The organism is Peterkaempfera podocarpi (assembly GCF_042466665.1).
GTDB lineage: Bacteria > Actinomycetota > Actinomycetes > Streptomycetales > Streptomycetaceae > Peterkaempfera > Peterkaempfera podocarpi.
In genome coordinates, this window is the sequence record NZ_CP162102.1 from 2,466,675 (window position 1) to 2,479,639 (window position 12,965).

Below are 12,965 nucleotides of genomic sequence, written 5' to 3' on the forward strand. Positions count from 1 at the left end.
GGCCGCCCTCCGTGGAGTGGGGCGGCCGGGGCGCTTCGGGGCCGTCGGAGGGTCAGCCGAGCGGCAGTCCCTGAGCGGTCCAGCGGTCGCCGCGGCGCTCCAGGGTGAGCGGCAGTCCGAAGCAGAGCGAGAGGTTGCGGGCGTTGAGCTCGGTGTCGATGGGGCCGGCGGCCAGCACCCGCCCCTGACGGATCATCAGGACGTGGGTGAAGCCCGGGGCGATCTCCTCGACATGGTGGGTGACCATGATCATGGACGGCGCGTAGGGGTCCTGGGCGAGGGCGCCGAGGCGGCGGACCAGGTCCTCGCGGCCGCCCAGGTCGAGTCCGGCCGCGGGCTCGTCGAGCAGCAGCAGCTCGGGGTCGGTCATCAGGGCGCGGGCGATCAGGGTCCGCTTGCGCTCGCCCTCGGAGAGGGTGCCGAAGCGGCGGTCGCGGAAGTGGCCCATGCCGAGGCGGTCCAGCAGCGCGAGGGCGCGGGCCTCGTCGGAGGAGTCGTACTGCTCGCGCCAGTGGGCGGTCATGCCGTAGGCGGCGGTGAGCACGCTGTCCAGGACGGTCTGGCGGCGCGGCAGCTTGTCGATCATGGAGGCGCCGGCGGTGCCGATCCGGGGGCGCAGCTCGAAGACGTCGACCGAGCCGAGCTTCTCACCGAGGAGCTGGGCGGTGCCGCTGGTCGGGAAGAGGTAGCTGGAGGCGATCTGCAGGAGGGTGGTCTTGCCGGCGCCGTTGGGGCCGAGGATGACCCATCGCTCGCCCTCGGCCACCGCCCAGGACACCTGGTCCACCAGCGCGCGGCCGTCGCGGACCACGGATACGTCCACCAGCTCGAGAACGTCGCTCATGCGTACGCCTTCCCCATATCGGATACGGCCCTCCCCGAGCGGATCCGGGGGCGGATCCTGGGGTGCGGTCCACTCGTGTCGACTTCGCCGCGCGCGCCGCGCGGAGCACGGACCAAACCTACGCCACGCGGATGACGGGCTTGTCCGTAGGCTGGTCCGGTGCGTGACGAGAACCTGGACGTGGAGACCCGTGCCGGACGGCTGACCGCCTGGGGCAACGCCCTGCTGAGCGGCCATGCCCCACCGGACGACGCCGCCGCCGCAGTGGTCGGTCGTGACGAGTCCCACCGGGTGGCGGGCCTGCCCGGCGACGGGCCGGAGGAGCGCCATGCGCTCACCTGGGCGCTGGGGCGGCTGCGCTCGCTGGGGGTGGCCGGCTTCCGCCTGGCGCTGCCGGTGCCCGGCCATCCGCTGGGCCTGACCGGACCGGCGGACTTCAACCAGCAGGCGATGACGGCCGGGCAGGCCGTGCTGACGGTCGGCACTCCGGCGCTGGGGCTGCTGCCCGAGGTGGAGTGGTTCGGCCCGCCCGGGGACCGCTCGGTCACGGTGCTGTGGCGCTGCTCACCCGTCCGGGAGGCACCCCCGGCCGATGTGCCGACCCTGCGGGAGGCCGAACGCGAGCTGGCCGAGGGCCTGCGGGAGGCGACGGGGCTGCTGGCCCGGCTGGATGTGGCCGGGGCCGGCCCGGAGGCGCTGCGGGCGCTGGAGTCGTACCGGCGGCAGCGCCACCGGGAGCTGCTGGCGCCCGGCTATCCGCCGCGGGCGGTGCGGGTGCTGGAGTCCGCGCAGCGGATCTCGGCGCTGCTGGCGATCGCCTCGGGCGGGCACGGGGCGGCGGTGAGCGCCTCGGAGATGGCGGCCCGGTCCGAGGTGCTGCGGCCGCTGGAGCGTACGGCACGGCGGGCCCAGGTGGCGGCGTACAACGCGGCGGTGGACGAGCGGCCCGCGGAGGGTCAGCGCTGAGGCGGCGGCCCGGGGCCGCCGGTCAGCTGCACACCGAGGGGAGCCACTGGCTGAGGGGCACCGAGTCGCGGACGTGGTTCAGCTGGGTCAGCAGGTCGTCCAGCGGCCGGACCCCGGCGAGGTACTCGAGCACCGCGCGCTGGAAGGCGTCGCGCATCGCCGGGGGCATCGCGTCGGAGGCGTCGTAGCAGGTGGTCCCGGGGTCGCGAAGGGCTTGGGCGACATGGGTGGTCACCGGGTCGGTGCGGTAGACCGACGACGGCACCCGGGTGTTGACCGAGAGCGGGCGGATCTGGTCGGCCGCGGTGTTCTCGGCCCATGCCTGCTGGGCCGCCGCGGAGGCCAGATAGGTCATCAGCCGCCGGGCCTCGGGGGTGTCGCGGAACATCCCCGCGAGGTCCCCGGACACCTCGCGGGCGGCGGTGGCGCGGTCCGCGTGCGGGATCACCTCGGAGGACGGCAGGAAGTCGCCCCGGGAGACGGCCGGCTGCCCGCCCGCCGTGGGGTATCCGGCGCGGATGAAGGACGCCTGGTGTTCCAGCGCGCAGGTCGGCGAGGCGGCGAACATGCCCTTGCCGGCGTCCCGGTAGTCGGTGGTGAGCACCGCCTCCGGGACCTGGGTCGCACCGGACCCGGTCAGCAGGTCGTGCCAGGTCTGCCAGGCACGGCGGACGGCGTCGGAGGTCCAGCTGCCGTGGCCGGTGGCCCAGGACTGGTAGGCACCCTTGCCCGCCTGCTGGAGCAGGATGTCCTCCACCCAGTCGGTGCCGGGCCAGCCCGAGGTGGCGTCGCTGCCCATGCCGACGCACCACTGGCCGCCCTGTGCGGCCAGGGCGGCCAGCCGGTCGCGCGGCCGGCCGGGGTGGCGCTGGGCGTCGTACCAGACGAGGCTCTTCACATCGGCCTTCACCGGTACCCAGTAGACGTCCTCCCGGCCGCCGACGGTGAGCCGGGGGATCCAGGTGCCGCTGTACTCCTGCAGTTCCGCGCCGAGCACCGGGCCCAGCGGCCTGAGGTGCCCGGCGATGGCGTAGTCGGCGAGTTCGCCGGGGCTGGGCAGCACGGCGATGTCGGGTTCGGTGCCGGACTGCACCTCGCCGAGCAGGATCTCGCGCTGGGCGCTGCTGCCCTGGTAGTCGACCCGGATGCCGGTGTCGGCGGTGAAGGCGTCCAGGACGGTGCGGAAGACCCGCTCCTCCTCGCCGGTCCAGGAGGCGAGCAGACTGACGGTGCCGCCGGTCGTCCGGGAGTACAGGGTGATGCCCAGCGCGGCGGTGAGCACCAGGCACAGGCCGACCACGACGGCCGTCAGCGGTCTGCTCCGGTTCATCGGCGGCCGAACCGGTACTCGGCGATGCGGGGCTGCATCCCCGCCACGACCAGGGCAACGACCAGCACCCCGACCAGGGGAATCGCGACGGTGAGGTCCGCCCGCCAGGCCGTGCCGCCCATGTATGCCCTCACTTCCTGTGTGGTGCCCCTGATCCGGCGGCCGATCAGGTCGGCCTCGTCCGCGTCGTCCGCGTCGCTCGCCGGCGGCGGCTCGGCGGCGATCACCCGGTCCAGGCTCTGCTGCGAGTGCTGCATGGCGCCGTGGACCTGGGCGGTGAACACGGCCAGCGGCGGCAGCACCAGCAGCAGCAGCGCGGTGGCGGCCAGCAGCCAGGGGTTCAGCCGGCGGCGGAAGCGGCGCCGCAGGAAGAGCTGGGTGTCGACCAGCACCCAGCCCAGCGCCAGGAAGGCGGCCGCCGTGGCCGACCAGCAGAGTGTTGCGAGCGAGCCGAAGGACACCTGGCGGGCGAGCACCTGCCGCTGCTGCGCCTGGAGCACCTCCAGCCGGGCGATGATGCCGCTGTCCGGCCGGTTGAGCGTGCTGTCGGCGTAGGCCAGGCAGGCTAAGCGCAGGCGCTGGTCGCCCTGGGCCTGGTCGGCGCTCTCGATCCAGGTGGTGTAGGTGGAGACCAGGCCGTTCACCGTGTGGAGGGTCTGCAGACCGGGCTCCCCGGCGACATTGCCCTCGGCGGCGCGTGCCAGGTTCTCGCCGGCTGCCGAGATCTGGGTGCGGTACTCCTCGCCGGTGCCGACCAGTGAGGCGGTGTCCGCGTCGCGCAGGCTCGTGGCGGCGGCGCTGTTGGCCAGGTACAGGGAGGTCTCGGCGGCGGCGACGTCGAGGATCACCGGAGCGGTGCCGTTGCGCAGCGGCCCCGAGTCGCCGTGCACCTGGGCGTAGGCGGCGAGCAGCAGCAGCACGGCTGCGGCGGTGAGGCCCAGCAGCGCCGAGCGTCTGCGGACCAGGGAGCGCCGGGTGGTGCTCATCACTCCCCCAGGGCGGTGCCGCAGTGCCAGCAGAAAGCGGATCCGGGCGGTGAGATGGTCCCGCAGCCGGGCCTGGGGCAGTTCAGGTCGGGGCCGGCCGGCTGGGAGCCGGCGTCCGCGGCGGTCAGGTCGTCCGGTACGGGGGCGCTGTGGCGGCTGCCCAGCAGCAGCCGGTCGAAGTGCCGGCGGTCGAAGCGTTCGCGCAGGCGGGCCGGCCCTTCGTCGGGTTCGTGGACACCAGGAGGTCGGCGAGTACGTCCAGCGTCGACCGGTCGCCCAGCTGGTGGGCGAGGCGCAGCACCCGGTCCAGCAGGGCCTCGGCCCGGTCCCGGTCGCCCGCCTGGTGCGCGTGGTACGCGTCGGCGACGGCCTCGCCGAGCCTGCCGTGGGTGGAGAAGTGCACGCTGACCGGGTTGGGCGCGGAGCGCTGCGCCCCGTCGGTCCAGCGGACCAGGACGGGTGCCGCCGGGGGCAGTACTGGTGCCCCGGCGTCCGCGGCCAGCTGCACCTCGGCGAGCATCAGCCGCTCGTCCCGGGGCCGGTCCGCCGGGTCGGCGGTGAGGCACAGCTGGTAGTGGCGGGTCTCGCTGCCCCAGGGGTCGGTGGGGAACTCGACCGCCCGTCCGCCGGCCGGGCGGCCGGTGGCGGTGAGGTCCACGTCCGTGGGGTGGACCTGTCTGAGGTAGCGGACGGCGACCCCGGGTACGGGGGTGAGGCGCAGCCGCAGATCCGGCAGGGCCCGGCTCATGGAGGCGCGCATCATGGCGGTGAACTCCGCCTCCAGGTCCGTGTCCTGGAGCACCACCGCGGCGGTGCCGTGCAGCCGGGTGGCGATGCCGCCCAGCTCCCGTGCGTCCCAGCCGTCCCCGATGCCCCGGGCGTCGCAGGTGAAGCGGCCCTCGCAGGAGGCGAGCACCTGCTGCAGCCGGCCGGGCTGCTCGGTCTCGTTTCTGCCGTCGGTGAGCAGCAGCACGTGGCGGATCTCGCCGGGGGTCTCGCCGAGCAGGCCGCGGGCGAGAGCGAGCCAGCTGCCCATGGCGGTGCCGCCGCCGGGGCGCAGTTTCCGGACGGCGGCGACGGCCTCGGCGCGGGTGCCGGGTCCGGCCACCGCGAGGGAGCGCGAGCCGGGGTAGACCACCCGGGCGCCGTCGGTGCCCTCGACGACGGCGAAGCGGGTCCCGTCGGGCAGCAGGCCGACCGCGGCGGCGGTGGCCCGGCGGGCGGCCTCGATCTTGGACTGCGGCCAGCTCATCGACTCCGAGCAGTCGATGACCACCACCTCGGCGGCGGAGGCGGGGGCCGGCCGCACTCCGGTGACGACGACCGAGACCACGGCCTGGATGTCGCGGAGGCCGGGTCCGGCCTGGTGGTACTCGTCCTGATGGACCGCCAGTGCGATGTCCGGGTGGTCGGGCCGCTGGTCGGCCGGTGTACTCATCTGTCGCTCCCCGTCGGCTGTCCGTCAGGTCAGGGTCATCGGCCGTACCGCGTTGGCCCGGTCCACCAGCGCGCCGTGCTCGGCCTCGGTGGCGGCCTGGGCTGCCAGTTCCCGGTAGGAGCGCTCGGTGAGCCGCCGCAGCCCGTCCCCGGTGAGCGGCGCGCTGCCGAACAGCGCCTCGCTGCCGGGCCCCGGGTCCGGTGGCGGCCGGTCGCCGATCCACTCCAGGACCGTCTCGCGGATCTCGGCGGTGAGGCGCTCTCTGGCGTGGCCGGTCGGGGAGCCGCCGTCCAGGTAGAGGACGCGCAGCCGACGGGCCGCCTCGCCGAGGTCGGGCCCGCTCTCCGGGCCGCCCGCGCCGCCTCCGGCGATGATCCGCAGCGCGGCGATCCGGGCGGCGTCATGGTGCAGGGAGGAGCGTGGGACGGCGTCCAGCACGTCCAGGGCGCTGCCGCGGTCCCCGCCGCCGAGGTGGACTCGGGCCAGGCCGAAGGCGGGGCTGCCCTGCGAGCGGTCGCGCTGCCACACGGCGTCGTAGTGGCGGGCGGCGCTGCCCGCGTCGCCGCGCCGCTCGGCGCAGTAGCCGAGGGCGAGCTTGGGTGCGGTCTCACCGGGGAGGGCGGTGTAGACGGAGTCGAAGTGCCGTTCGGCGGCTTCCAGGTTGGCTTCGGCCTCGTCGGCGGACCGCCCGGGGGACGGGTCGGCGCCGGCCAGCGCGAGCAGGGCCCGGTGCCAGGCGATCCGCCAGTCGTACGCGGAGGCGGCCTGCCGGTCGGCGGTGTCCTCGCCCTGCGGGTCCTGGGCGTCGACCAGGGAGGCCGCGGTGCCGAGCCAGCGCTCCGCCTCCGGGAGGTCGTCCAGTTCCAGGTGGACCCGGCAGAGCTGGAGGGCGCTCTCCGGGGTGTGCCGCTCGGCGGCGAGCTGCTCGGCCAGCCGCCGCGGGTCGTCGGCCTGGGCGAGTGCGGTGACCTGGGCGGCCGCCGGGTCGTCGGGGTCCGGGTGGGGTACCGGCAGTCCCGCCGCGAACTGCGCCGCGGTGGGCCGCCCGGTGTCCGCGGGCGGGGGGCTCGGCGGGTGGCCGGTCCAGCGGCTGAGCGGGGGGACGGCGCCGAGGCCTGCGTCCAGCAGGGTGGCGCCGGGGGCGAAGAGGGCGGAGGGCTCCGGGTGGTCCTGGCCCGCGCCCGGGGGGCGCAGTTCACGCAGGACGCCGCGCAGCTGCAACGCCATCTGGGCGGCGGAGCCGAAGCGGGCCCGTGGATCGGCCTGGGTGGCTCGCTGGATGACACGGCGGAAGGAGATGGCGCCGGCCTCCTGCCCGCGCGGCTCGGCAGCACGCGACAGGTCGCGCAGGGTGACTCCGACGGTGTGCAGGTCGGAGGCCGCGGTCCAGCCCCGGGCGGTGCCCTCCGGCGGCTCGGGGGCGTAGCCGGCGGTGGTGACCAGTGCGGAGTCCTGGTCGTCGGCCCTGCGCACCGCCCCGAGGTCGATCACCTTCACCCGGTCGCCGTGGTGGATCACATTGTCGGGCTTCATGTCGCAGTAGAGGAGCCCGCGGCGGTGCAGGTGCTCCAGGGCGTCGAGGATGCGGCAGCCGTAGCCGACGACATGCTCCAGCCGGAGCCGGCCGCCGAGCGCCGAGCGCTGCTCCGCGGGGTCGGTGAGCTGGCGCAGTGTCCGGCCGCCGACGAACTCCATGACGATGTAGTCGGTGGGCACCTCCCCGGGCGGGCGGTGGGTGACAAAGCTGTGGATCCGGACGATGTCGGGGTGGTCCAGCGCGACCAGATGGCGGCGTTCCTCCTCGGCCGCCCGCCGCGCGGCGGCGTCATTGATGTTGATCACGCCCTTGAGCGCCACCAGGCGGTCGTCCAGCACGGTGTCGCGGGCCAGGTAGATCCAGCCAAGTCCGCCGTGCGCCAGCGGGCCCATCACCTGGTACTTGTCGTCCAGTACGTCGCCGGGCCGCAGCCGCGGGGAGAAGTCGTAGGGGTGGCCGCAGCGGCCGCAGAAGCCCCGCTCCGCGGCGCGCCGTCCCTTGTAGCCGACTCCGACCAGCCGGGTGCAGCCGCCCTTGCCGCACCGGCGGCCGCCGGTCGGCGGGCCGGGGTCGCTGATCACCAGGACGGAGGGGTCGGGCAGTTCCACCACCGGCAGCGGGGGCAGGCCCGTTCCCTCGGAGGAGGACGAGGCCGGGGTGGAGAGCCGCGACGGGCGCGGCGGGGGCTGCGGTGCGGGCTGCCGGGGGGCGGCGGGCGGGTCCGGTGCCGCGGCGCGTCCGCAGCCGTCGCAGTAGCCGCTGCCGGTGATGACCCCGTCGCAGCCGTCCCGGCCGCAGGGCCTGCTCATGGCGCCTCCTCCCCCGGGGTGCCGCCGATCCAGCGCCGTACCGCCTCGGTGTAGCGGTCCACCGCCTCCTCGGCCTGCACGGGGTCGCAGGGCGGGTGCCAGAGCAGGTCGCGGGCGCGGCGGTAGAGGGCTTCGACGGCGGGCTGCTCCGCGGCGCCGCGCTCGGCGAGCATCGCCTGGTACGGGCGGAGCCGGCCGCGCAGCACCTCGCAGCGGGCGATGTGCCGGTCGAGCCTGCCGATGGCCTCCTCCACCCCGGCCAGGGCCTGTTCGGCGGTGCCCTCCATGGCGTCCAGTTCGGGCGGGGACGGCGGTGGGAGCGGTGTGCTGCCGGGGCGGGTGGCGCCCAGCCGGTCGAGGTGGCTGCGGAGGGTGTGCGCGCGGGTGAGCGCCCGGGTGGCCCGTCCGACGTCGGTGTCGATCCAGGCGCAGCGGTCCGCCAGTTGCTGCTGGGCGCGGCCGGTGATGTCGTCCAGGAGCGCGGAGAGGCGGGCCAGCCGCGGCCTGGCGGCGATCTCCAGCACGGCGCGGTTCAGCTCGGCGGATCCGGTGCCGTGCAGGATCAGCAGCAGCCGGCAGGAGCGTTCGGCGAGGGTGGCGAGCAGGTCGAGCAGGGCCGGGGGGTCGGGGGCGTCGTCCACTCCGTCCACGACCACGGTGAGCGGCACCTGGGCGCCGCGGATGCGGTCCAGGGCGTCGGTGAGGGCCGCCCCCGGGTCGGCGGGCCCACCTGCGGCGGCCGTCAGGCCGAGCCGCTCCGCGAGCTGTGCGGCGATGGAGTGGGCGCTGCGCCGGGCCGCGTCCACCGCGAGGTCGAGGCTGCCGACGGCGGGCACCGCGGCGGATCCGGCAGCCGGGCGGCGGACACTGCCGCGGCCCGACAGCTCCCGGTCGGCCAGCATGATCGCGCGGTGCAGCGCCCGGGTGCGGTCCTCGTCGCCGGGCCGCACCGTGCTGATCCGCACCGCCGGGCCGCCACCGTCCAGCCAGCGGGCCAGCCGCTCGGCGAAGGAGGAGTCGCCGGTCTCCTGGTCGCCGGAGCGGACCAGCGCCGCGTCCACCGCCGAGGGGCCGTGCGCCCAGGTGCGCACCTGGGGCAGGTGCCGCAGCACGGTCTCGGTGGGGATCATGTACGACAGGCAGAGGCCGTCGCTGTCGCGGTAGCGGTTGACCACGATGCCGATCACCCGGCCGGTCTCGTTGTCGGTGACCGCCGCGCCGCTGAAGCCGGGCCGGACGACCTCCTGCGGGGTGCGGGGGAACATCTGCACCCGGCCGTCGCGGCCGGCCCGGCCGGCGATCTCGGCCCGGAACCAGACGCCGCCGTCGAACCGCCGCGGATAGCCGCACATGCTGACGGCTCGGCCGCTGGTGGGCACCACCCGGTGCAGGGTGGCTCCGCACTCCTGCGGCTGGGGGGTGTCCAGGGCGAGCAGGGCCACGTCCCCGCCGGGGTCGTCGAAGCGGTCGGTCTCCTCGGGGATCCAGCAGCCTTCGATGACCTGGGCGCGCACCGGCCGTCCGGCGGCGTCGACCCGGTCGACCAGCACATGGCCGTCTGGGGGCACGACATGGGCGCAGGTCAGGACGGTGCCGCGGCCCAGCAGCACCCCGGCGCCCAGCACGGCCTCGCGCTCGTCGAGGATGCGCACTCGCCAACTCCCGTCCTCACTGCGGGAAGTGACGGTGCGTCTGTTTCCGTCCGCCATGACAGGACAGCATACGCACGACTCGGTACGCTCCGTAGGGTTGTGCACGATCGGATTGTCGACCGGGGGTGGCTACGACTGTGGCGGACAAGGACTTCGTGGGGCTGGCGGAGGTGATCCGGCAGGTGCGCGGCGAGCTGGAGGAGGCGCGTCTGGACGGCGACGGGCATGAGCTGCTGTTCGCCGTGGAGAAGGTGAGCCTGGAGTTCGCGGTGCAGGTGCATCTGACCGGCAATGGACGGGCCGGGCTGCGGATCGGCGTGGTGACCGCGGAGCTGGGCGGATCGGCGGGCCGGGACACCACGCACCGCATCCAGGTGGAGCTCAAGCCCGAGCGGCGGGACGGAGGCAGGTCGGTGGTCGGCCGCTGACCGGCCGCCCGCCTGCCCCGGACGCCGCCGCCCGGGCCCGCGGGCTCAGGGACGCGGGACGGCGGCGAGCTGCCGGGACTGGGCGACCAGCCGGCCGGCGGAGTCCCAGACCTCGGCGTCCTCCTCCAGATAGCCGCCTGCCACATTGCGGGTGCTGTGGGAGACCAGCAGCCAGCCGGGCGCGGGCTTGGCGCGGACGTGCACGGTGAGCTCCAGGGTGGGCGTCCAGCCGAGCATGCCCAGATCGAAGGTGACCGGGGGCAGTGCGTCCACGGCGAGCAGCAGCGCCAGCGGGTCGGGCCGGCGGCCGTCGGCCAGCCGCAGCCAGCCGCGGATCGTCCCGTTGCCGGACGGGGCGCCGAGCGCCCAGCCCACGCAGGCGGGGTCCAGGCGCAGGTCGAGACGGTGGAGCAGATCGGCCTGGGCGAGGAACTCCGGGGGCGCCTGGTCGGCGCCGACGCAGCGGTCCGGCGGGGGCATCTCCGGCGGGGCGGCCGAGGTGCGGACGTCCTGCGTGAGGCGGTCCAGGTCGCCGTAGGTGGCCAGGGCGCGCAGCCGTTCGGTCACGGTGCCGTCCTGGGCGGCCTGGGTGAGGGAGACCTGGCCGTTGGAGACGGTGCGACCGCGGCGGACCACCTCGGTGCGCAGGGTGGCGGGGCCGGGACGGGCCGCCGAGAGGTAGTAGCCGCTGATGGAGTACGGGTCGCTGTGCCCGGAGCCGGCGCCCAGTTCATGGGAGAGGGCGCGGGCGGCGGTGGCGAGCAGCAGGCCGCCGTTGATGCCGCCGCCGATGCGCCAGCCGCCGTCCAGGTCTGCGTGGTAGCGGCCCGGCTCCCCGGGGTCCCCGGTGACGGCGGTGCCCCGGTCGAACTCGGTGTCCCCGGGGAGTGCTGCGGTGTCGATGGCGCTCATGCGGCTCATGTTACCTGCGAGTAGGGGTCGGGGTTCAGGGGCGTTCCGCGACCCCGTTGCGCACCGCCCACAGGGCGGCCTGGGTGCGGTCCGCCAGGTCCAGCTTCATCAGGATGTTGGAGACGTGGGTCTTCACCGTCTTCTCCGACAGATGCAGCGACCGGGCGATCTCCCGGTTGGACCGCCCGTCGGCGATATGGCCCAGCACCTCCTGCTCCCGCTCCGTCAGCGTGCCGCCCCGGCCCTGGGGCGGCCGCGGCCCGTCCTCGGCGAGCAGCGCCCCCGCCAGCTCCGGCTGGAGCAGCACATGCCCGGCGTGCACCGCGCGGATGGCCCCGGCCAGCGCCTCCGGGTCCACGTCCTTGTACACATAGCCGGCGGCACCCGCCCGCAGCGCCGGCACCACGGTGCGGTGCTCGGTGAAGCTGGTGACGATCAGCACCCGCACCGCACTCCCCCGCTCCCGCAGCTGCTGCAGCGCCTGGATGCCGTCGGTGCCGGGCATCTTGACGTCCATCAGCACCACATCGGGGCACAGCTCCTCGGCGCGGGCGACGCCCTCCGCGCCGTCCGCGGCCTCCCCCACCACCTCGATGTCGTCCTGCACCTCCAGAAAGGTCCGCAGACCCCGGCGCACCACCTGGTGGTCGTCCACCAGCAGCACCCGGATCCGCGCGCGGGCCGCCCCGGTCTCAGCCACCGGGCACCTCCATCTCCACCACGGCCCCCTTGCCGGGTGCCGACTCCACCGTCAGTGAGCCGCCCACCGCGGCGGCGCGCTCGCGCATCGAGACCAGGCCCAGATGGCGGCCCGCCCGGCGGACCGACGCCGGGTCGAAGCCCCGGCCGTCGTCCACCACCCGCAGCACCGCGCCCCGCGCGGCCGTACCGCGCAGCTCCACCGTGACGGTGGCCGCATGGGCATGGCGCAGCGCATTGTGCAGCGCCTCCTGGGCGACCCGCAGCACCGCCTCCTCCTGGGCCGCGGGCAGCGCCCGTACGCCGTCCGCGGTGAAGGCGACACGGGCGGAGTGGGCCCGGTTCAGCACCTCCACCTGGGAGGCGAGGGTGGCGGGCAGCCCGTCCTCGTCCAGCGCGGCCGGCCGCAGCTCCACCACCACGGCACGCAGCTCGTCGGCGGCCTCCGCCGCCAGCCGGGACACCTCGGCCAGCTCGGCCCGGGCGCGGGCCGGATCGCGGTCGACCAGCGCGGCGGCGGCCTGGGCGGTGAGCCGCAGCGAGAACAGCTTCTGCGACACGGCGTCATGCAGCTCGTGCGCGATCCGGGTGCGCTCGCCGGCCAGGGTGAGTTCGCGGCTGCGCTCGTACAGCCGGGCGTTGGTCAGCGCGAGGGCGGCGTGCGCGGCCAGGATCCGGACCAGCTCCTCGTCGTGGTCGGTGAAGCCGCCCGGACCGCGCTTGTTGGCCAGGAAGATCGCGCCGAGGATCTCCTCGCCGTCGACGATCGGCAGCCCGAGGAAGTCGGTCAGCTCGGGGTGGGCCTCAGGCCAGCCGCCGAAGCGGGGATCGCGGCGGACGTCCGTCAGCCGCTGCGGCACGGCCTCGTGCAGCATCGCCGCCAGCACCCCGTGCTGGCGCGGCAGCGGCCCGATGGCCCGCCACTGCTCGTCGCTCACCCCGTCCACCACGAACTGGGCGAAACCGCCGTGGTCGTCGGGCACCCCCAGGGCGGCGTACTCGGCGTCCAGCAGCGTGCGGGCCGAGACGGTGATGCGCCGCAGCACCTCGCGGACCTCCAGATGGCGGCTCATCGCGAGGACCGCACCGCTGATCGCCTCGATACCGGCCAGGCAGGGGTCCGCCGTCCGGCAGCCGCAGCCGTGCGCGGGTTCCGGCTGCACACCGGCCGGTGGTGGTGTCGGCATGCCGCCACCGTACCGCCGGGCCGCCGGACGGGCATCGGGCTCCCGGACGGCAGTCCTGGGCCTGTGGTCCTAGGGCCAACGGCAGGCCCGGACCGCTGCCCCCGACCGAGGCAGCCCGGCCCGACCCCCGCCTAGCGTCAGGACCGTCGCAGTGCCCCGCCCACGGGGCACGCAGGA

Annotated in this window: 11 protein-coding genes; 2 read left to right on the top strand and 9 right to left on the bottom strand. The window is 75.4% G+C overall.

Annotation, left to right across the window (positions count from 1 at the left end):
• Positions 1-52: 52 nt before the first annotated feature.
• On the bottom strand, positions 53-844 hold the full coding sequence (locus AB0761_RS10805; protein WP_377268761.1) for an ABC transporter ATP-binding protein: 792 nt from the start codon (positions 842-844) through the stop codon (positions 53-55).
• Positions 845-1,003: 159 nt separating this feature from the next.
• Here AB0761_RS10805 and AB0761_RS10810 point away from each other — a divergent pair, with 159 nt between their 5' ends.
• Positions 1,004-1,810 (top strand): hypothetical protein, encoded by an 807-nt coding sequence (locus AB0761_RS10810; protein WP_377268762.1) that lies wholly within the window; start codon positions 1,004-1,006, stop codon positions 1,808-1,810.
• Between the two features lie 22 nt (positions 1,811-1,832).
• Here AB0761_RS10810 and AB0761_RS10815 read toward each other — a convergent pair whose 3' ends face one another.
• The 5 genes from AB0761_RS10815 to AB0761_RS10835 form a co-directional block, all read right to left on the bottom strand.
• A complete protein-coding gene (locus tag AB0761_RS10815) occupies positions 1,833-3,140 on the bottom strand; it encodes an ABC transporter substrate-binding protein (RefSeq protein ID WP_377268763.1) in 1,308 nt (435 codons plus the stop codon).
• The gene (locus AB0761_RS10820) at positions 3,137-4,126 is read right to left on the bottom strand and encodes a hypothetical protein (protein ID WP_377268764.1); all 990 of its coding nucleotides are present in this window, start codon (positions 4,124-4,126) and stop codon (positions 3,137-3,139) included. Before AB0761_RS10820 ends, AB0761_RS10815 begins: the two co-directional genes overlap by 4 nt.
• 124 nt (positions 4,127-4,250) lie before the next feature.
• Positions 4,251-5,564, bottom strand: a complete 1,314-nt coding sequence (locus AB0761_RS10825; protein WP_377268765.1) for a VWA domain-containing protein — start codon at positions 5,562-5,564, stop codon at positions 4,251-4,253.
• 24 nt (positions 5,565-5,588) lie between these two features.
• On the bottom strand, positions 5,589-7,910 hold the full coding sequence (locus AB0761_RS10830; protein WP_377268766.1) for a tetratricopeptide repeat protein: 2,322 nt from the start codon (positions 7,908-7,910) through the stop codon (positions 5,589-5,591).
• Positions 7,907-9,619: a trypsin-like peptidase domain-containing protein gene (locus AB0761_RS10835; RefSeq protein WP_377268767.1), complete on the bottom strand. Its 1,713-nt coding sequence runs from the start codon at positions 9,617-9,619 to the stop codon at positions 7,907-7,909. The genes AB0761_RS10830 and AB0761_RS10835 overlap by 4 nt, the downstream gene beginning before the upstream one ends.
• 68 nt (positions 9,620-9,687) lie before the next feature.
• Here AB0761_RS10835 and AB0761_RS10840 point away from each other — a divergent pair, with 68 nt between their 5' ends.
• The gene (locus tag AB0761_RS10840; RefSeq protein WP_377268768.1) at positions 9,688-9,990 is read left to right on the top strand and encodes a trypco2 family protein; all 303 of its coding nucleotides are present in this window, start codon (positions 9,688-9,690) and stop codon (positions 9,988-9,990) included.
• A 45-nt stretch (positions 9,991-10,035) separates the two neighbouring features.
• Here AB0761_RS10840 and AB0761_RS10845 read toward each other — a convergent pair whose 3' ends face one another.
• Genes AB0761_RS10845 through AB0761_RS10855 form a run of 3 tightly spaced genes read right to left on the bottom strand, consistent with a single transcriptional unit; the run spans position 10,036 to position 12,674 of the window.
• Complete coding sequence (locus AB0761_RS10845; RefSeq protein ID WP_377268769.1) at positions 10,036-10,902, bottom strand: thioesterase family protein; 867 nt, start codon at positions 10,900-10,902, stop codon at positions 10,036-10,038.
• 34 nt (positions 10,903-10,936) lie between these two features.
• Complete coding sequence (locus tag AB0761_RS10850) at positions 10,937-11,602, bottom strand: response regulator (RefSeq protein ID WP_377268770.1); 666 nt, start codon at positions 11,600-11,602, stop codon at positions 10,937-10,939.
• On the bottom strand, positions 11,595-12,674 hold the full coding sequence (locus AB0761_RS10855) for a GAF domain-containing sensor histidine kinase (RefSeq protein ID WP_377274008.1): 1,080 nt from the start codon (positions 12,672-12,674) through the stop codon (positions 11,595-11,597). The genes AB0761_RS10850 and AB0761_RS10855 overlap by 8 nt, the downstream gene beginning before the upstream one ends.
• Positions 12,675-12,965 lie beyond the last annotated feature (291 nt).

Coding starts and splice junctions, on each gene's coding strand:
- AB0761_RS10835 (WP_377268767.1), bottom strand. CDS start 9,619: ATGGCGGACGGAAACAGACGCACCGTCACTTCCCGCAGTGAGGACGGG.
- AB0761_RS10855 (WP_377274008.1), bottom strand. CDS start 12,674: ATGAGCCGCCATCTGGAGGTCCGCGAGGTGCTGCGGCGCATCACCGTC.
- AB0761_RS10845 (WP_377268769.1), bottom strand. CDS start 10,902: ATGAGCGCCATCGACACCGCAGCACTCCCCGGGGACACCGAGTTCGAC.
- AB0761_RS10820 (WP_377268764.1), bottom strand. CDS start 4,126: ATGAGCACCACCCGGCGCTCCCTGGTCCGCAGACGCTCGGCGCTGCTG.
- AB0761_RS10825 (WP_377268765.1), bottom strand. CDS start 5,564: ATGAGTACACCGGCCGACCAGCGGCCCGACCACCCGGACATCGCACTG.
- AB0761_RS10815 (WP_377268763.1), bottom strand. CDS start 3,140: ATGAACCGGAGCAGACCGCTGACGGCCGTCGTGGTCGGCCTGTGCCTG.
- AB0761_RS10830 (WP_377268766.1), bottom strand. CDS start 7,910: ATGAGCAGGCCCTGCGGCCGGGACGGCTGCGACGGGGTCATCACCGGC.
- AB0761_RS10805 (WP_377268761.1), bottom strand. CDS start 844: ATGAGCGACGTTCTCGAGCTGGTGGACGTATCCGTGGTCCGCGACGGC.